We start from the raw sequence: 18,098 nt of genomic DNA on the forward strand, positions 1-18,098 counted from the left end.
CCATGATCACCGCCCTCTTCCTTGCATTCCTTCAAGCCGGCACCGCCGAAACCTACGTTGTCGAGCCACGTGTCGTGACGGACGAAAAGGCGGTTTTCGCGACCGTCGAAAGTGTTGACGTGGTCAGCGCCCGCGCCCGCATTGGCGGCGTGGTCGGCGAATTGCGCGTTGATGAGGGCGATGCGGTTGAAGCCGGCGACATCATCGCGATTGTGGTCGATGACCGCCTCGGGCCGCAAATCGGCGCGGTAAATTCGACGGCAGCGGCCTTGAGCGCACAGCTGGATCAGGCCCGTTCCGACCTGACACGGGCGCAAGACCTGTTTGATCGCGGCATCTTTGCGCAGGCCCGCCTGGATGAGGCCCAGACGGCGGTTGATGTCCTTGAAAACCAGCTGGCGTCTGCGCGGCAGGAACGTGCGGTCATTGTGCAGCAATCGCGTGAAGGCAATGTCCTCGCGCCCACGGCCGGACGGGTTCTGGATGTCCCTGTCACAGCCGGGTCCGTCGTCCTGCCGGGCGAGATGATCGCCTCGGTCGCATCGGACCTTTATGTGTTGCGTCTTATGCTGCCGGAGCGCCATGCGCGGTCCATATCAGAAGGCGACAGCATTCGCGTTGATGGCTCGGACCTTACCGGCGATGTCGCGCCGACCGGCTTTATTCGCCAGGTCTATCCACGCATTCAGGATGGCCGGGTTATGGCCGATGCGCTGGTGGATGGGCTGGGCGACTTTTTCGTGGGTGAACGGGTCCGGGTGCTTGTTGCGGTTGATAGCCGCGAGACGATCTTCATTCCCGATACATTCGTCGATACCCGCTATGGCGTCGATTACGTACAAATTCAGGGCGAAAGCGAAAACACGTATGATGTGGTGATCCAGCGCGGAGAAGTCCGCGGCTCTGAAATCGAGATTCTCTCAGGTCTGTCCACGGGCGACATTCTGGTGCAACCATGAAGCTGGGTATATCCGGAAACCTGACGCGGGCCTTCATCAACTCCCCGCTATCGCCGCTAATCCTTCTGGCGTCCCTCGCGGTCGGACTGATCGCACTGGTGACGATCCCGCGCGAGGAAGAGCCACAGATCTCCGTGCCGATGGTCGATGTCATGGTCCGTGCGGACGGTTTACGCGCGCCCGACGCCGTTGAGTTGATCACCGAACCCCTTGAAGCCATCATCGGATCGATCCAGTCGGTAGAGCACATCTACTCCCAGACGGAAGACGATAAGGTGATGGTCACAGCCCGTTTCGAAGTTGGAACGGACTTTGACGATGCCATCCTGCGCGTGCACGAGGAAATTCGCGCCAATTACGCGCAAATGCCCATCGGTATTCCCGAGCCCCTGATTGCAGGCCGGGGAATCAGTGATGTGGCAATTGTCTCGTTGACGCTCTCGCCTTCCGCTGAAGTGGCCGAGCGATGGGATGATAATGCGATCTACAATATCGCCGAGGAATTGCGTTCCGCGCTGATGAATGTCGAGGATGTCGGCCAGACCTATATCGTCGGCGGCCGCGCGGACCAGATCCGCATTGAGCCCGACCCGGAGCGGCTATCGCTCCACGGCGTGACGCTCCAACAGCTGGCCGGCCGTCTGGCAGAAGCGAACCGCTCTTTCCCGGCGGGTCGCGTCACTGCCATGGATCAATCGCGCACTATCGTTGCAGGCCAGACCTTGCAGGGCGGGCCGGATATCGGCCTTCTGCTTCTGACAACCCGCGATGGGCGTCCGGTCTATGTGCAGGATGTTGCAGACGTCGTGATCGGTGCTGAGCCCGCCGATGCCCGTGCCTGGAATCTCACGCGCGACGACCATCATGAGGGCTGGACGCGGACACCGGCAGTCACGCTCGCCATTGCCAAACGCGAGGGTGCAAATGCCGTCGTAGTGTCCGAACACATTCTCGAGCGGCTTGAATTGCTGCGGGGCGACCTCATTCCCGAGGGGCTGAATGTCACCGTCACCCGCAATTACGGCGAGACGGCGAATGAAAAGGCCAATGAGCTCCTGTTTCACCTGGCCCTGGCGACGATTTCCATCGTCCTTCTGGTGACCTTTGTCATCGGCTGGCGCGAAGGACTGGTCGTGCTCGTTGTGATCCCGACCACGATTCTGCTGACGCTTTTTGCCTCGAATCTGATGGGTTTCACGATCAATCGTGTCTCCCTCTTTGCGCTGATTTTCTCCATCGGCATTCTCGTGGATGACGCGATCGTGGTGATTGAGAACATTGCGCGCCACTGGGCGATGGATACCGGAAAATCACGCGTCCAGTCGGCCATCGAAGCCGTCGCCGAAGTCGGCAACCCCACGATCGTCGCGACGCTCACGGTTGTCGCGGCGCTCCTGCCCATGCTGTTCGTCTCGGGTCTGATGGGGCCCTATATGGCGCCGATTCCGATCAATGCCTCGGCGGCAATGATCTTTTCCTTCTTCGTCGCCGTGATCCTGACGCCCTGGCTGATGAAGGTGATTGCCGGCCGCCGCAAACACAGTGGCGGACATGATGCACACAACAGTGAGGGCATTCTGGGACGGCTTTATCGCCGGGTTGCAGCGCCGGTTGTCAAATCGCGGGGCAGCGCCTGGACGCTGCTGATCGTTGTTGGAGTGCTGACGGCGCTTTCGCTGACACTGTTCGCGACCCAGGCGGTGACGGTGAAGCTTTTGCCGTTCGACAACAAGTCGGAATTCCAGGTCATTGTCGACTTACCCGAGGGTGCGACGCTGGAACGGACAGAACGAGTGTTGATGGACGCTGCTGACCGGCTGGCCGCCTTGCCGGAAGCAACGTCGATCCAGCTTTATTCCGGGACGGCGGCGCCGTTCAATTTCAACGGCCTGGTGCGGCACTATTATCTGCGTGAGCGGCCGGAGCTCGGCGATTTGCAAGTCAATCTGGAGGCCAAGCACCATCGCGACCGGTCGTCGCACGAAATCGCGCTGGAGGCGCGGGAATTGCTGGCAGATCTGGATGTGCCGGAAGGTACGGTCATCCGTGTGGCGGAAATCCCGCCCGGACCGCCCGTGCTCGCCACCCTGCTGGCCGAGATTTATGGTCCGGATGCCGATACGCGCCGTGCTGTTGCGACGGAAGTGCGCGCCGCCTTCAACGATGTTCCCTATATTGTCGATATCGACGACAGCTTCGGCACGCCCCGTCCGCGCCTGCGCATCGCGATTGATCAGGAAAGCCTCGCTTTCTTCCAGGTCCAGCAATCAGACGTCTATGACACGATCCGCGCGCTTTTCGATGGCATGCCGGTGGGTTATTCCCATCGCGGCGAAGGCCGCAATCCGGTCGAGATTGCCGTTCAACTGCCCGATAGCGGGCTTGTATGGAATGAACGCCTGGCCTCTACACCGGTCCCTGCCAACACATTGCCCGGCTCGCGCGCCATTGCCGAATTGGGTGATGTCGTCACGGTAACTGAAGAAGCCGGTTCCTATCCGATTTTCCGCCGTGACGGGCGCTATCTGGAAATGGTCATGGGCGAACTGGCGGGAGATTTTGAAGCCCCGATATATGGCATGCTGGCCGTGGCGGATGCACTGGATGGCCGCGACTGGTCGGAGGCTGTTCCGCAGCCTGTCATCAGCCTGTATGGCCAACCGGCCAGCGATGCAGATGTGACTCTCCTCTGGGATGGCGAATGGGAAATTACCTATGTCACCTTCCGTGATATGGGCGCTGCCTTCATGGTCGCGCTGCTGGGGATTTATGTGCTGGTGGTCGCCCAGTTCGGCTCCTTCCGCGTGCCGCTGATCATCCTGATTCCCATCCCCCTGACCTTTATCGGCATCATGATCGGGCACTGGATCTTCGGGGCGGCCTTTACCGCCACTTCGATGATCGGATTTATCGCGCTGGCCGGCATTATCGTCCGCAACTCCATCCTGCTGGTGGATTTCATCCGGCATGGCGCGGAAGCGGGCGAGCCCTTGCGGGACACGCTGCTGCGAGCGGGAGCGATCCGGTTCAAGCCGATCCTGCTGACCGCGCTTGCCGCGATGATCGGGGCCTCGGTGATTTTGACCGACCCGATCTTCCAGGGGCTGGCCATCTCGCTCCTGTTCGGATTGGCCTCATCAACCCTTCTGACCGTCCTCGTCATCCCGGCGATCTATGTGATCTTCAAGGATGCCGATGCGCCCTATTCCCCTGAAACGACGGTCGAATCCGCCGCCCCATCACAAGGAGACTGACATGACAATTGGTAGAGCTGTAACCCTGTTTGCAGGCGTAATGGTCCTGGTGTCGCTCGCACTCGCCTGGGCGTTCAGCCCTTACTGGCTGGCGCTGACGACTTTCGTCGGACTGAATCTGATCCAGTCCAGCTTCACCGGATTTTGCCCGGCCGCCATGGTCTTCAAGGCCATGGGCCTTAAGGAGAACGTGGTTGGCGCCTAGCCTTCGGCCATGATCTGCTGCCGGGCTTCGGCGAGCAGCTGGTCCATTCTGGTGCGGATGACGTGTTCGGAAACGTCGACGTCAGCCGCATCCAGATCGCCCTTGACCTTGCGGTAGACGTCTTCATGCCCTGCCTCTTCGAAGTCCGCCTTCACGACTTCCTTGGCATAGTTTTGCGCGTCTTCGCCGGTTTTGCCCAATTGCTCGGCAACCCAGAGACCCAACAGCTTGTTGCGGCGGACCGTCGCCTTGAATTCCAGTTCCTGACTGTGAGCGTAAGCGCCCTCCAGACCTTTTTCGCGATCGTCCATTCCGCTCATGCGCGTCTCCCTCGAAATGCATGTTGTGCTGTCTCTCCGTTAGCTTGGCGCGGCGCGTAAATCAATCATGCGAGACGGCGCACATCACCGCATTGCAGCAAAGCGCTGCGCGGAGTAAAGAGGAAGGCCTAAGGCGGCCCTGCAGATCGATTCGGGGCCGTTTGCTTTTTCGGACCTCTGGTCCCGCGCGAGGAGCAAGGCGATGGCACGCCGCAAGATGATCTATGAAGGCAAGGCGAAGATCCTTTACGAGGGACCCGAGCCGGGCACAATTGTCCAGTATTTCAAGGACGATGCAACCGCCTTCAACAATCAGAAAAAGGCCACGCTGGAAGGCAAGGGTGTTCTGAACAACCGGATCAGCGAGTTTATCATGATCGGGTTGATGCGGGCGGGCATTCCCACCCATTTCATCCGCCGCCTGAACATGCGCGAACAATTGGTGCGCCAGGTCGAGATCATTCCGCTGGAAGTGATCGTGCGCAACGTTGCGGCCGGGTCTATCTGCACGCGTCTCGGGATTGAGGAAGGTACGCAATTGCCGCGCTCGATCATCGAGTATTGCTACAAGAAGGACGAGTTGGGCGACCCGCTGGTCACCGAAGATCACATTACCGCCTTCAACTGGGCCAGTCCGCAGGATCTGGATGACATCATCGCCCTCACCGTGCGGATCAATGATTTTCTGACCGGTATGTTCGCCGCAGTCGGGATCCAGCTGATCGATTTCAAGATCGAGTTTGGCCGTCTGTTCGAAGGCGATATGATGCGGATCGTTCTGGCTGATGAAATCAGTCCGGACAGCTGCCGCCTGTGGGATATCGAAACCAACGAGAAAATGGACAAGGACCGGTTCCGCCGCGATCTGGGAAATGTCACCGAAGCCTATACTGAAGTTGCCCGCCGTCTCGGCGTGATCCGGGAATCGGGCACGGTCACGAATATCGAAGAGGTCATGAAGTGAAAGCGCGTATCCACGTCTATCTGAAGCCCGGCGTTCTCGACCCGCAAGGGGCCGCCGTTGCCGGAGCCCTGAAAAATCTCGGCTTTGACGAAGTTGAAAACGCACGTCAGGGCAAGCTGATCGAGCTGGATCTTTCCGGTGACGATGCCGACGCTGCCAAGACCCGCGTCGAGGAGATGTGCAAGAAATTGCTGGCAAATCCCGTGATCGAAAACTTCACGGTGGAGATGGCTTGAGTATGACCAGACTCGAATTCTGGTTCGAGTACGCGTCTACCTATTCCTATCCTGCCACATTTGCGATTGAAGCGGCCTGCGGGCAGGCCGGCGTCGAACTGGTCTGGAAGCCCTTCATTCTCGGGCCGGTCTTCGCCAGCCAGGGCTGGAACACGTCTCCGTTCAATCTCTATCCGGCCAAGGGCCGTTACATGATCCGCGACATGCAGCGGATCTGCATGCGGACCGGCCTGCCCTTCCAGCTCGCGGCCGATGGCGACTGGCCCCAGAACAGCGTCCACGCGGCGCGGGTCGGCCTAATCGCCGCTCAGGAAGGCTGGATCGGCGAATTTTCGCGGCGCCTCTATCTACTGGAGTTCGGCGAGGGCCGGAATATCGCTGCGGAAGACACCCTGCGTACCGCGATCGGTGACCTGGCGGATACTGACCGTGTTCTGGCCGCCAGCCGCGCGGAAGAAAACAAGCTTGTCCTGCGGGCACAGGTGGACGAAGCCCTGTCTGCCGGGATATTCGGAGCCCCGACCTACAGAGTCGGTACAGAAATCTTCTGGGGTGGCGACCGTATGGCCGACGCGCTGGACTGGGCCGTGGAGCAAGCCGAACGATGAAATCTGCTGTAATCGTCTTTCCCGGATCCAATTGTGATCGTGATGCCGCCATGGCCATCGAGAAGGTGACGGGAACCGCGCCAGCCATGGTCTGGCATCAGGAAACCGCCTTGCCCGACGGCACGGAGTTCGTGATGCTGCCCGGCGGCTTTTCCTACGGTGATTATCTGCGATGCGGCGCGATGGCCGGCGTCTCGCACATCATCCCGGCGGTGAAAGCCCATGCCGAAGCCGGCAAGCCCATCCTGGGCGTCTGCAATGGTTTCCAGATCCTGATCGAGACCGGCCTCCTGCCGGGCGCGCTCATGCGCAATGCCAGCCTGCACTTTGTTTGCGAAAAATCGCCGCTGAAGATTGAAAACGGCAATACGCAATTCACAAGCCAATATGGGTCGACGCGGGATGTGATCATTCCGGTGGCGCACCATGACGGCAATTATTTCGCCGATGATGAAACGCTGGACCGGATCGAGAGCCAAGGCCAGGTCGTCTTCCGCTATGCGCACAACCCGAACGGCTCAGCGCGCGATATCGCCGGCATTACCAATGAACGCGGCAATGTGATGGGCATGATGCCTCATCCGGAGCGCGCAATTGATGCCGATCATGGCGGAACGGACGGCCTGCCCGTCTTTGAAAGCCTTCTGGGGAGTGCGTGAGATGACCCAATTTGCTGAAGGCATCACGCAAGAGATCGCGGACTCGCACCTGCCACGGGACGAGTATGAGAAAGCTGTCGAGATTCTGGGTCGTGCTCCGAATATCGTCGAGCTCGGTATTTTCTCGGTCATGTGGTCCGAGCACTGCTCGTACAAATCCTCACGCGTCCATTTGAAGAAATTTCCGGTGACGGGCGACAAAGTCATCCAGGGCCCAGGCGAGAATGCCGGCGTTGTCGATATAGGCGATGGTCAGGCCTGTATCTTCAAGATGGAGAGCCACAACCACCCCTCCTATATCGAGCCCTATCAGGGTGCAGCGACCGGTGTGGGCGGCATCTTGCGCGATGTCTTCACCATGGGCGCGCGTCCGATTGCGCTGATGAATGCGTTGCGCTTTGGCGCGCCCGAGCATTCCAAGACGCGCCAGCTGGTCTCCGGCGTGGTCGCCGGCATTGGCGGTTATGGCAATTGCGTGGGCGTGCCGACCGTTGGCGGCGAGACGAATTTCCACGCCGGGTATAACGGCAATATCCTCGTCAATGCGATGGCGGTCGGCCTCGCCGATGCGGACAAGATTTTCTATGCGCGCGGCGCCGAGCCGGGACAGCCCATTGTATATGTTGGCTCCAAGACCGGCCGCGACGGTATCCATGGCGCCACCATGGCGTCGGCCGAATTTGACGATGAAAGCGATGAGAAGCGCCCTACCGTTCAGGTTGGCGACCCGTTTGTCGAGAAAAAGTTGATCGAGGCGTGCCTGGAACTGATGGCGACGGATGCGATTGCCGCGGTTCAGGATATGGGCGCTGCCGGCCTCACCTCTTCGTCTGTTGAAATGGCCGGCAAGGGTCAGGTTGGCTTGCTGATGGACCTCGACAAGGTGCCCCAGCGTGAAGACAACATGTCGGCCTACGAGATGATGCTGTCTGAAAGTCAGGAACGGATGCTCTTCATCCTGAAGCCGGGCAAGGAACACATTGCCGAGGCCATTTTCGAGAAGTGGGAGCTGGACGTCGCCACGATCGGCCGCACAACCGGCACCGGACGCATGGTGCTGATGCACAAGAATACGGTGGTTTGCGATATCCCGCTCGACCCGCTGGCCGAAGATGCGCCCATGTATGAGCGCCCGTGGAAACGCGCGGCGCCGGAGCCGGCTATCCTGTCCGACGAGCTGTCGCAGCCGAAGGATTATGCCGAAACCCTTCTGACGATGATGGTCTCGCCGGATCTGTCATCAAAGGCCTGGATCTGGAAGCAGTATGATCGGCACGTCATGGCGGATACAGCCGCTTCGTCTGAAGACCCGGCGGATGCCGCCATTGTCCGCGTTCATGGCACGAATAAAGGCATTGCGATTACAACCGATTGCACGCCGCGTTATTGCGAGAACCACCCGATAGAGGGCGGCAAGCAGGCCGTGGCGGAGGCCTGGCGCAATCTGACGGCGGTGGGTGCTGACCCTATCGCGATTACCGACTGCATGAATTTCGGAAACCCGGAAAAAGAACACATTATGGGCCAGTTCGCCGAATGCGTTGAAGGCATGTCGGAGGCCTGCCGCGTGCTCAACTTCCCGGTCGTGTCCGGCAATGTGTCGCTTTATAACGAGACCAACGGCTTTGCCATTCCACCAACCCCGGCGGTTGGCGGCGTTGGCCTGATCCCCGACATGTCGAAGCGTATGGGCTATGGCTGCGTGAGAACCGGTGACATCCTGATGGTGGTCGGTGATAACGAAGGTCATCTGGGCGCGTCCATCTACCTGAAAATCATCGAGAACCGCGAAGACGGCAGCCCGCCACCGGTCGATCTCGCCATTGAGAAACGCAATGGCGATTTCGTGCGCGAGCAGATCCGTGGCGGCCACATCAAGGCCTGCCACGACTTGTCCGATGGAGGGCTGGGCGCGGCGGCGTCCGAGATGGCGATGGCATCAGGTACCGGGCTGAATCTCGTCCATGACGGCGATCTGCCGCTGCATGGCTGGCTCTTTGGCGAAGATCAGGCGCGATACCTGATTGCGGTTGATGAAGCGTCCGCCAAGGATATGCGCAAGGCCGCCAAGGCCGCAGGCGTACCCCTCCACGTTATCGGCATCGCCGGTGGCGATGCTCTGACCATCAATGGCACAATTGAAGTCTCGATTGCCGACCTGAAAGCCGTCAATGAGAGCTTCATGCCGTCCCTGATGGGCGAGGCGGAGTAGCCCCGCCCTCTATTCCATGCCCGGCTTGATGAAGCGGCCATCGTCGCTGACGTGGCCGCTTTCAACCTCTGGCGCGGCGGCGCGTTGCGCCGCCAACTCTTCCGCAACGGTGTCCAGATTCTCGTCGAAATAGACGACCGCATTCAACACGGTCTGGGCGTTTGAGAGGAAGAAGTCCTGCTGGACGACTTCGAACTCGTCTGTCGGCTGATGATAATGTTCGTGAAAGTCGACCCCGTAATAAATCCACGGAATGCCGGCATCATGAAAGGCGGCATGGTCAGACGAATAGGTCCAGTCACCATTCGGGCCCCATTCCGGTGAATCATAGCCCTGGATCACATGTGTCGGGGCTGCGACGTCAATCGCGTCGATATGATCGCGAAGGAAGGGGAAGTGGAACGCCCCGGCCGCCGGCAATTCGTTCTCGGCATTGATCGCCAGCATATCCAGATTGATGTTGAGCACCACACGGCTCTGGTCGACGGGCAGGTCTGCCACGAGCGCACGGGCACCATTCAATCCGTTTTCCTCGGCATCCAGCGCGGCAAAAATGATGGTATGTTCCGGCGGATTGTCGCGCAGCGCTTCAGCCACGGCGATCATCGCTGCCACGCCCGAAGCATTGTCATCCGCACCATTGCAGATCTGACCGCCGCAATTGCCCAGATGGTCATAGTGCGCCGTCACGACGATCACCGGACCGTTCTCATTGCCACCTGTGCCGGCATGATAACCGACAAGATTGATCCCCTGCAGCTCTTCTGCCGAGCGACGGGGCGTATAGGTGAATGCCTGTTCCCATGTCTCGCCGAACGCCATAAGGCCCGACAGGAAAAACCGCTCGCTGATATAGGCGCGCGCATCGGCAGCGCCTTGCGTGCCGGTGCGGCGGCCATCCATCTCGTCCGTTGTCAGTGCCCGAAGGTCATCCAGCGCCTGCTGCGCATTGATATCCTGTGCGGAGGCCGGAAGGGTTGCAGCGAGGGCTGCGGCGAGACCAAGAACGAGATGACGCATGTTTTCTATACTCCACTGACATGGCAGATTTTGAAGAACGGTCTATACAAACGGACCAGAAGCCGCCACATACGATTCTGTCATGCCGATGAATGCCGAAGATATTGTCCGCCTGATCCAGGACGGAATTGAGGGAGCCGAGGTAGAGCTCAACGATCTCGCCGGCGATGGCGATCATTACGAAGCCATCGTGACCGCTGAGGCGTTTCGCGGCCTGCCCCGCATCAAGCAACACCAATTGGTCTATGCCGCCCTGGGCGGACGCATGGGCGGCGAACTGCATGCTCTGAAGCTGAAGACGCGAGCTCCGTGACACCCGTTTCGCCGGCCATGTCGCGTCTGGGTTTCGGCGTGTCCGGCCCGCACAGTTATTTCAGCGTGGGCCGGAAGAAAACCATCCGTCTGATCCGGCAAGCGATTGATCTCGGAATCAATGTGTTTGATACGGCGCCGCTCTATGGACATGGCGAGGCTGAAAAACGGCTGGGATCAGCGATCAAGGGGCTAGATCGCTCGCAACTGAACATCCTGACCAAGGCTGGTGTACCGCGCCGAAACAGGCGCGATTTCTCACCCGCCGGGATCGAGGCCGAATTCCATGACAGCCTGAAACGGCTGGGCACGGACTATGTCGATATTCTCTTCCTGCAGGGCGTTGCCACCGGCGAGCTGACCGACGAGCTGATGAGCGTTCTTCAGCGCATTTTTGACCAGGGCAAAGCAGTCGAGATCGGCGTGTCGGGCCGGCCGCCCGACCTTTATCCGCCACTCGAGCACGATCTGTTCGGCGCCGTCATGGCTCCTGTCTACAAGGGCATGCCGGATGAGCACCTTGCCCTGCTGGCTGATCAGTATGCCAAAAACCGGCTGGTCGTGGGTATCGAGGCCATGTCTGTGGCGCACCGCCCGCTGAGTTTTCCCCGGAGCGGCGCACAAGCCTTCTATCTGGCCCGGCGCCTTTTGCGCCAGACAGGGCCCGGCGGTCTGCATAGCGCAGAAGAGGCCATGTCCTGGGCCCTGAAGGCTCCGGCCTGTTCGACCACGCTCTGCCTGACGACGCGTTCAGAGCACTTGCGGGCCAATGCCGCCCTTGCCGGGCTTTAATTGCCGGTTGACGCAAACACCGGCTCGATCCGGACCACATGCGACCAACCAGCGACAACCAGAACCCGCTCGCCTTCGCCCGTCAGGCGCATGACTTGATCCAGCAAGTGGGCATCGCGAACATCATTGGCGTATTCAAACAGCTCGCCCAGATAGGACGGCAGGCTGGTGCCGAACCGCAGATCCCGCCAATCGGTTTCGCCGGCAAAATCCCTGGCCCAGATGGCTTCGACATCTTCGACACCGGTAATCGTGCCTTCAATACCGGGCCGATCGCCCCGATCGCGTATATAGCCTGCCAGCCGGTCTTCCGGCGACACGTCCTGATTTGGCCAGTTGTTGGCGAGGAAGGGGCGCATGATAATAAAGAGCGCGACCTGCTCCTGCGAGAATTGCTCGCGGAGCGCGGCAATTTCGTCGGCCTTGTCGAGCTCCCAGCTGAAATAGTTCAGGCCCCGGCGGCGCGCTTGCGCCACGGCAAAGCCGGACTCCCCATAGGTCTCCACAGGATCCATAACGCCGGGCAGCAGAAACCCGAGCCGGCCCTCGACCAGCACCACGCTCGGCTGGAAGGTTTCGAGCGCCTGCTCCAGCGCGGCAAACTGCGGGTGCTCGATATTGCCGGAATGCTCGGCGCCGAAAAACAGCACGGCGCCATCGGCCAATGGATCAACCTCACGGATAACGGGCGCCTGATATTGCGATGCGACCGTGCTGTATTCCTGCCAGCTCATTAGCGCCCAATTTTGTCCCTCGGCTGTTCGCGGCATCGTCGCGGGAGACCGCCAGGCGAGAAAATAAACCGCGCCGATCAGTACGATCAGCAGCCCTAGCACCGCCGTGATGACATTCCTGATCATGCATTTTCCTCCCGAATGACAGGACAGCAGTGAATTCCGGCGGAAATGCGGCACCCCGCTCTCTTGACGGACGGCCCGGCGCTGCCTAGCTCCATGGGACAAGTCAGGGAGCGCCCCAAATGAGCCGCAACGTGCAAGACGAAATCAAGTCCATGGTCGAGGGCAATGACGTCCTCCTGTTCATGAAAGGCACGCCGATCTTCCCGCAATGCGGTTTTTCATCCGTCGTCGCGGGCGTCCTCGGCCATCTGGGCGTGGAATACGCTTCGGTAAATGTGCTCGAGGACATGGAAGTACGCGAAGGCATCAAGGCCTATTCCGACTGGCCGACCATTCCCCAGCTTTATGTGAAGGGCGAATTCGTCGGCGGCTGCGACATCATCAAGGAAATGTTCGAAGAAGGCGAGCTGCGCCCCTTCCTTCAGGACAAGGGCGTGCTGTCGGCGGACGCTTGAGCTCACCCAAAACCCATCACTGCATGTGAATCAAGTAAACGTTGATCCTTGCGCCCGGAGAAGGTTGGTTCTCCGGGGAGGGTCAACGATGCGACGGTTTCTGGCATTTATATTTGCGGTCGTGTTTCCGGGCTTGATCGCGCTTTTCTCGATCAATGGTCTGCTACAAAACAGCCGCTATGATCAGGAATTGGGAACCGGCTTATACATTCTGATTACTGTATTGCTGTCCGGAATGGCTCTCGCAGTCTGGCTTGTCGGTCTTGGCATTCTCCAAAAGCGCGCAGCGCGACAATCAGAATACGATGCGGACAACAGGTTTGCCGGCCAGGTCTTGAAATATGCCGGGCCTGTTGCACTGATCCCGGGGATAGCGATCTGGTTGGTGGGGCTCATGGGCACCAGCAACACCCATATGGACGCCGCTTTCTGGGGCTATTGGCTCACGCTGCTGGGGGCGATGTACCACATCCTCGGACGACGCATCATCGCATTCGAAAGACTTGCTAATCGAGTATCGGATTCATCACCGTGACGGTGGCGCCGGGACGAGTACCCAGTTCTTCAAAACCGAACGGGATTTCGACGCCATTGGGGACCAGAGCGCGGCAATAATCGTCGCGCGTCCGGCCGATCGTGACCTGTGTTTCACCCCGGCGTTGGCGCACGTCTACGGTCAGATCCGCTTTTTGCGTACAGCCATTCGACGGCACCCGCACCACCAGAATGTCATCGCCGACAATCCGCCAGCCATGAATGGCAATGTTTTCGTTGGACGCCTCGACAGTCTCTTCCCGATCTCCGCCGGGCATAAGGGGCAGGTTCTGAACTGTCGAACAAGCGGCCAGAGAAAGAGGCAAAAGCGCGATTGCGAATAAACGAGGTGTCATTAGGCGACTCCGGGGATTTCCTGAATCAAATTGATAAGCGTGTTTGCGTCTCCATGCAAAGCGCAGGCCGATGCAAACTCATGCCTGGCGGGAATTTACATGACCCTGACTCGCGTTACGGGCGAAAAGAGATTCATAACTTGAGGCAGCGTGAGAATGTGACTCTTTTCCAATGGATTGGAGCAATTACTTGATTCAACTTGTCTGAATTTAAATTCAGTAGAGCGCTTGACCATAAAGAAAGGCCGCTCTGGTTCAACACCAAAGCGGCCTTCAAACTGCATTTCCTCAATAATTACGAGGAGTAGAACTCGACCACGAGGTTCGGTTCCATTTGCGCCGGATAGGGCACATCAGCAAATTCCGGCGTGCGCACATAGGTCGCTTTAATGCCCTTGCCGTCGACTTCGATATAATCGGGAATGTCGCGTTCCGGGCTTTCCAGCGCTTCCAGCACGAGCGCCATGGAGCGCGACTTTTCGCGAACTTCCACAACGTCACCCGGCTTCACACGGTAGGAAGGAATGTTGACCCGCTTGCCATTCACCTTCACGTGGCCATGGTTCACGAACTGTCGCGCTGCGAACATGGTGACGACGAATTTGGCGCGATAAACAATCGCATCCAGACGGCTTTCCAGAAGACCAATCAGCTGTTCGGCCGTGTTACCGCGAAGGCGCTGGGCTTCGGCGTAAATGCGGCGGAACTGCTTCTCGGTGATGTTGCCGTAATAGCCTTTCAGCTTCTGCTTTGCGCGCAGCTGCAGGCCGAAATCGGATAGCTTGCCCTTGCGGCGCTGACCATGCTGGCCAGGACCATAGGGACGGGAATTCAGGGGAGATTTGGGACGGCCCCAGAGGTTTTCACCCATGCGGCGGTCAATTTTATACTTCTGCGTATGACGCTTCGACATGCTCTTCTCTTTTTCGACGCGGCCCGGCAGCCTTCGAACCTGAAGACTGCGATCTCAACGGCGGTACCGCACCACCCGTAATCACGCCCACAAGCGGAGCGAAGCGCGGCTTTTACCGGGTTGGAGGGGGATGTCAACGCTCTGAGGCAATGCGCACACTTGCCCTGACAGGCGCTGCCGCTCAGAGTATGCCGCGAATGGGGAACAAGATGCGCATTCTCGTGCTGGGCGGCTATGGACTTATCGGATCGGCCATTGTGCGCCGACTGATTGCTGACGGTCATGAGGTGACGGGCCTTGGCCGCAGCCGGTCTGCTGGCGAGCGCCTTATTCCTTCAGCGTCGTGGCGTACGGTTGATATTGCCCGCCTGACAACGCCCGGAGACTGGCAGCCCTTCATTGCCGGGTTTGATGCCGTCATAAACGCATCTGGCGCGCTGCAGTCGGGTGGGCGGGACAATGTTTCGGCCGTCCAGTCGACCGCAATCAAATCGCTGATTGACGCCTGTGAGGCCGCTGACATCCAGCGTTTCGTGCAGATTTCCGCGCCCATGGCGGCGGCGGACGCATCAACCGACTTCATGCGGTCCAAGGGCGAAGCCGATGCGCACCTGAAGGCGTCCAGCCTCGACTGGACGGTCTACCGGCCCGGACTGGTGATTGGGCACGCCGCCTATGGCGGAACGGCGCTCTTGCGCATGCTTGCCGCCCAGCCGGCCGTCGGGCTAATGGCGTTTGGCGACCAGCGGATTCAAGCCATCGCGGTCGACGACATCGCCGAGGCCGTTGCGCGCGCCATCGACCGGGAAGAGCTCATCGGTGTTGATGCGGATCTGGTCGAGGATAGCGATCATGCGCTGGTCGATATCGTTGCTGCTATACGCCGCTGGCTGGGCTGGGCACCCCATGCAGCAATCATCGCTCTTCCACGGTGGATAACGTCGGTAATGGTCGTGTTGGCGAACCTCGCCGGCGCTCTGGGGTGGCGCTCGCCCCTCCGATCCAATGCGGTGAAGGTTCTGGAAGACGGAATCTCAGGCGACGCCTCTCAGACCCGGAGGGTGCTGGGGCGGCCTGCCCTGTCGCTGACCGAGACACTGAACAGCATGCCCGCCACACTGGCCGATCGATGGCATGCCCGATTGAGTTTGCTGTTCCCGATTGCCCTGAGCGGGTTGATTCTGTTCTGGCTTGTCAGTGGCCTGATTGGCGCGCTTCATTTCGCGGAGGCGTCGCGCGTCCTTTCCAGCAGCCCTGCCGCCGCGATATCGGGCTGGCTGGTCGCCGCCGGAATAATCGCCGACCTTGGCATCGCTGCCGGCCTGGCGTGGCGGAAAACAACGGCATGGGCGGTGAAGGCCGCCATCGCGCTGACCCTGAGCTATCTGGCACTGGGCAGCTGGCTGACGCCGGAATTGTGGGCCGATCCGCTCGGCCCCTTTGTGAAGTCCGCCACGCTCATACTGCTGCACCTGATGGTATTGCCTCTGCTGGAGGAAAGATGACGGCCGAACTTGTTCTGCGATGGCTGCATGTTGGCGGTGCGACGGTGCTTCTGGGCACCGGCGCAGGTATCGCCTTCTTCATGCTGATGGCGCATCGTACGCGAAATGCCGTTCTGATTGCGCACACCGCGTCTGTGGTGGTGATTGCCGACACGCTCTTTACCGCGACAGCCGTCGTCTTGCAGCCGGTCACCGGGGTTATGCTGGCGCATTCGGTCGGCTGGTCGCTCGCAGAAGGATGGATATTGCTCTCAATCGGACTCTACATCCTCACCGGCGTCTTCTGGCTGCCGGTGGTCTGGATCCAGATCCGTTTGCGCGACATGGCGCGCACGGCTGCTGAAACAAACAGCCCCCTGCCCGCCGCCTATGACCGTTTATTCTCGATCTGGTTTCTGTGCGGCGTTCCGGCGTTCCTGGCAGTGCTGAGCATACTCTGGCTGATGATCGCACGACCGGACATCACTGTTCTCTGATTCTAGGTGGTGTGCTCTGCCGCCTCTCGCAGTGCCGCTTTCAGCTCATCAGGCAGATGCCGCCAATCAACATCCATCAGGCCGGCCTGCATGGCATAGAGAGCGTTTAACGACACCTTTCCAGCCCGGTCGCGGAGTCGTTTGTAGGCTTCAACAGCCCCGATCCTTTCGAGGTCGGCACGACTGTGAATCCCGACCTCTGACAATGCTAGCGCTGTCTTTGGCCCGAGATTTCGTATTGCGGAAATGGGTTGCGCGGACATCAACAAGAACCGTTTAAAGAGGCGCCGCAATTCAGCACGACGCCTCGTATGACGCAATTTCGACTATTCGAAAATCGCGGGTAGTGCATTACGCGCGCCCTCGAAAAAATATGGCTCGCCTACCGCCTGATTGGTGTTGCCAACCATGGCGACTACTGTACCGGAAGCCGGTGTGTAACGGACAAACGCATATCCTCCATTGGTCTCGCCGCCGTGTTCATAATGAATGATGATGCCCGCCTCATTGCGCACTATCTGCCAGCCAAATGAATAGCCGGTTGGCGCCCCGTCATTTGTCATCGCTTCAGTCATGACGTCTGCTCGAAACGAAGGTGGCAACAGATCTCCTGCAAACATCGCATTCGTGAATGCCGCGAGGTCTTCCGCCGTCGAGAGAATGCCGCCGGATGGATAGAAATCGCTGGAATCACGCCAGATGGTGTTTCGCGTCACTCCATCCGGGAAGTGGGTATAAAATCGTGTCCGGTTCTCGATAATGTTAAGCGGGTGGTCGATTATCGTATTAGCCAGACCGAGCGGCTCGGCAATTTCGCTGGTCAGCAATTCACCAAATGATTGATTGCTCGCGCGTTCGGCAGCCACACCCAGAACATTATAGGCCAGACTGGAATAGTGAAATTGTTCTCCCGGCTGACTGACCAGCGGGTCAGAGGCCGTTCGCGCCAAAGCGTCTGTCAGGCTGGGGAAGTAGAGAAAATTGTTGGCATCCATGATGTCATTGAAATCATAGTGGCGAATTCCCGACGTATGGCTCGCTATATTGCGCGCAGTGATAATACCTTGCTGGGGAGCCGCCAATTCCGGCACCAGATTGCGAATGTCGCCGTCCAGATCAAGCTCTTCGCGGCCCGCCAAACGCAAGACGATCGCCGCCGTGAATGGCTTGGACACGCTGCCGATCCGCATACGCGTTTGGGTCGTCAGCTCGATTTGCGCTTCCAGATCCGCATAACCGGCTGCACCGCTCCAAAGCATTTCGCCGTCCCGCATAACGGTCGCCATTACACCGGCAGATTGATCGCGGTCGAGTATGTCTCGAAGCAGAGCATCTGCCTCGGCATTGGAAGAATTGTTTCGAGTTTGTTGTCCTGCGCAAGCTGATGGAGCCAACGAGGCCAATACGAGGCAAGCCAAAACAGTAAAGGTTTTCATCGTGAATATCCAGTTCTTGAGG

At 59.2% G+C, this 18,098-nt stretch carries 21 protein-coding genes; 14 read left to right on the forward strand and 7 right to left on the reverse strand.

Annotation, left to right across the window (positions count from 1 at the left end; genetic code table 11):
- Nucleotides 1-2 precede the first annotated feature (2 nt).
- Genes P0D52_RS08470 through P0D52_RS08480 form a run of 3 tightly spaced genes read left to right on the forward strand, consistent with a single transcriptional unit; the run spans nt 3 to nt 4,418 of the window.
- Nucleotides 3-959, forward strand: a complete 957-nt coding sequence (locus tag P0D52_RS08470) for an efflux RND transporter periplasmic adaptor subunit (protein WP_394692225.1) — start codon at nt 3-5, stop codon at nt 957-959.
- Nucleotides 956-4,213, forward strand: coding sequence for an efflux RND transporter permease subunit (locus tag P0D52_RS08475; protein WP_394692226.1), 3,258 nt, complete (start codon nt 956-958; stop codon nt 4,211-4,213). Before P0D52_RS08470 ends, P0D52_RS08475 begins: the two co-directional genes overlap by 4 nt.
- Before the next feature lies 1 nt (nt 4,214).
- Nucleotides 4,215-4,418, forward strand: coding sequence for a DUF2892 domain-containing protein (locus tag P0D52_RS08480; RefSeq protein ID WP_394692227.1), 204 nt, complete (start codon nt 4,215-4,217; stop codon nt 4,416-4,418).
- Here the strand turns inward: P0D52_RS08480 and P0D52_RS08485 are convergent.
- Nucleotides 4,415-4,738 (reverse strand): DUF1476 domain-containing protein, encoded by a 324-nt coding sequence (locus P0D52_RS08485; protein WP_394692228.1) that lies wholly within the window; start codon nt 4,736-4,738, stop codon nt 4,415-4,417. The two genes, P0D52_RS08480 and P0D52_RS08485, sit on opposite strands and share 4 nt — an antisense overlap.
- Before the next feature lie 202 nt (nt 4,739-4,940).
- Between P0D52_RS08485 and purC the strand changes: the two genes are divergently transcribed.
- From purC to purL, 5 genes are read left to right on the forward strand one after another with little or no spacing between them, the layout of a single operon-like run.
- Nucleotides 4,941-5,702, forward strand: a complete 762-nt coding sequence (gene purC, locus P0D52_RS08490; protein ID WP_394692229.1) for a phosphoribosylaminoimidazolesuccinocarboxamide synthase — start codon at nt 4,941-4,943, stop codon at nt 5,700-5,702.
- The gene (gene purS / locus P0D52_RS08495; RefSeq protein ID WP_394692230.1) at nt 5,699-5,938 is read left to right on the forward strand and encodes a phosphoribosylformylglycinamidine synthase subunit PurS; all 240 of its coding nucleotides are present in this window, start codon (nt 5,699-5,701) and stop codon (nt 5,936-5,938) included. Before purC ends, purS begins: the two co-directional genes overlap by 4 nt.
- A gap of 2 nt (nt 5,939-5,940) precedes the next feature.
- Nucleotides 5,941-6,546 carry a 2-hydroxychromene-2-carboxylate isomerase gene (locus P0D52_RS08500; RefSeq protein ID WP_394692231.1) on the forward strand — a complete coding sequence of 202 codons (606 nt, stop codon included), beginning with the start codon at nt 5,941-5,943 and terminating at the stop codon, nt 6,544-6,546.
- Nucleotides 6,543-7,205, forward strand: coding sequence for a phosphoribosylformylglycinamidine synthase subunit PurQ (gene purQ / locus P0D52_RS08505; RefSeq protein ID WP_394692232.1), 663 nt, complete (start codon nt 6,543-6,545; stop codon nt 7,203-7,205). Before P0D52_RS08500 ends, purQ begins: the two co-directional genes overlap by 4 nt.
- A gap of 1 nt (nt 7,206) precedes the next feature.
- On the forward strand, nt 7,207-9,417 hold the full coding sequence (purL, locus tag P0D52_RS08510) for a phosphoribosylformylglycinamidine synthase subunit PurL (RefSeq protein ID WP_394692233.1): 2,211 nt from the start codon (nt 7,207-7,209) through the stop codon (nt 9,415-9,417).
- Nucleotides 9,418-9,426: 9 nt separating this feature from the next.
- Here purL and P0D52_RS08515 read toward each other — a convergent pair whose 3' ends face one another.
- Nucleotides 9,427-10,437 carry a M20/M25/M40 family metallo-hydrolase gene (locus P0D52_RS08515; RefSeq protein ID WP_394692234.1) on the reverse strand — a complete coding sequence of 337 codons (1,011 nt, stop codon included), beginning with the start codon at nt 10,435-10,437 and terminating at the stop codon, nt 9,427-9,429.
- Between the two features lie 82 nt (nt 10,438-10,519).
- On the opposite strand from P0D52_RS08515, the gene P0D52_RS08520 reads away from it, so the two are divergent.
- Complete coding sequence (locus tag P0D52_RS08520) at nt 10,520-10,750, forward strand: BolA family protein (protein WP_394692235.1); 231 nt, start codon at nt 10,520-10,522, stop codon at nt 10,748-10,750.
- The gene (locus tag P0D52_RS08525) at nt 10,747-11,541 is read left to right on the forward strand and encodes an aldo/keto reductase (protein ID WP_394692236.1); all 795 of its coding nucleotides are present in this window, start codon (nt 10,747-10,749) and stop codon (nt 11,539-11,541) included. The genes P0D52_RS08520 and P0D52_RS08525 overlap by 4 nt, the downstream gene beginning before the upstream one ends.
- Here P0D52_RS08525 and P0D52_RS08530 read toward each other — a convergent pair.
- Complete coding sequence (locus tag P0D52_RS08530) at nt 11,538-12,401, reverse strand: hypothetical protein (RefSeq protein WP_394692237.1); 864 nt, start codon at nt 12,399-12,401, stop codon at nt 11,538-11,540. The genes P0D52_RS08525 and P0D52_RS08530 overlap by 4 nt on opposite strands.
- A gap of 119 nt (nt 12,402-12,520) precedes the next feature.
- Here P0D52_RS08530 and grxD point away from each other — a divergent pair, with 119 nt between their 5' ends.
- Both grxD and P0D52_RS08540 read left to right on the forward strand, forming a co-directional pair.
- Complete coding sequence (grxD, locus tag P0D52_RS08535) at nt 12,521-12,856, forward strand: Grx4 family monothiol glutaredoxin (protein ID WP_394692238.1); 336 nt, start codon at nt 12,521-12,523, stop codon at nt 12,854-12,856.
- Nucleotides 12,857-12,944: 88 nt separating this feature from the next.
- Nucleotides 12,945-13,391 carry a hypothetical protein gene (locus P0D52_RS08540; RefSeq protein WP_394692239.1) on the forward strand — a complete coding sequence of 149 codons (447 nt, stop codon included), beginning with the start codon at nt 12,945-12,947 and terminating at the stop codon, nt 13,389-13,391.
- Here P0D52_RS08540 and P0D52_RS08545 read toward each other — a convergent pair.
- Together P0D52_RS08545 and rpsD are read right to left on the reverse strand one after the other, a co-directional pair.
- A complete protein-coding gene (locus P0D52_RS08545; RefSeq protein ID WP_394692240.1) occupies nt 13,363-13,746 on the reverse strand; it encodes a hypothetical protein in 384 nt (127 codons plus the stop codon). The genes P0D52_RS08540 and P0D52_RS08545 overlap by 29 nt on opposite strands.
- A gap of 295 nt (nt 13,747-14,041) precedes the next feature.
- Nucleotides 14,042-14,659, reverse strand: a complete 618-nt coding sequence (rpsD, locus tag P0D52_RS08550) for a 30S ribosomal protein S4 (RefSeq protein ID WP_394692241.1) — start codon at nt 14,657-14,659, stop codon at nt 14,042-14,044.
- Between the two features lie 209 nt (nt 14,660-14,868).
- Here rpsD and P0D52_RS08555 point away from each other — a divergent pair, with 209 nt between their 5' ends.
- Nucleotides 14,869-16,164: an SDR family oxidoreductase gene (locus tag P0D52_RS08555; RefSeq protein ID WP_394692242.1), complete on the forward strand. Its 1,296-nt coding sequence runs from the start codon at nt 14,869-14,871 to the stop codon at nt 16,162-16,164.
- Complete coding sequence (locus P0D52_RS08560) at nt 16,161-16,640, forward strand: DUF2269 family protein (protein ID WP_394692243.1); 480 nt, start codon at nt 16,161-16,163, stop codon at nt 16,638-16,640. The genes P0D52_RS08555 and P0D52_RS08560 overlap by 4 nt, the downstream gene beginning before the upstream one ends.
- A gap of 2 nt (nt 16,641-16,642) precedes the next feature.
- Here P0D52_RS08560 and P0D52_RS08565 read toward each other — a convergent pair whose 3' ends face one another.
- Entirely contained in the window at nt 16,643-16,903 is a 261-nt protein-coding gene (locus tag P0D52_RS08565; RefSeq protein WP_394692244.1) for a TfoX/Sxy family DNA transformation protein, read from the reverse strand.
- A 63-nt stretch (nt 16,904-16,966) separates the two neighbouring features.
- On the reverse strand, nt 16,967-18,076 hold the full coding sequence (locus tag P0D52_RS08570) for a serine hydrolase domain-containing protein (RefSeq protein WP_394692245.1): 1,110 nt from the start codon (nt 18,074-18,076) through the stop codon (nt 16,967-16,969).
- Between the last annotated feature and the right edge of the window lie 22 nt (nt 18,077-18,098).

It is taken from the genome of Hyphobacterium sp., from assembly GCF_043584775.1.
Taxonomy (GTDB): domain Bacteria; phylum Pseudomonadota; class Alphaproteobacteria; order Caulobacterales; family Maricaulaceae; genus Hyphobacterium.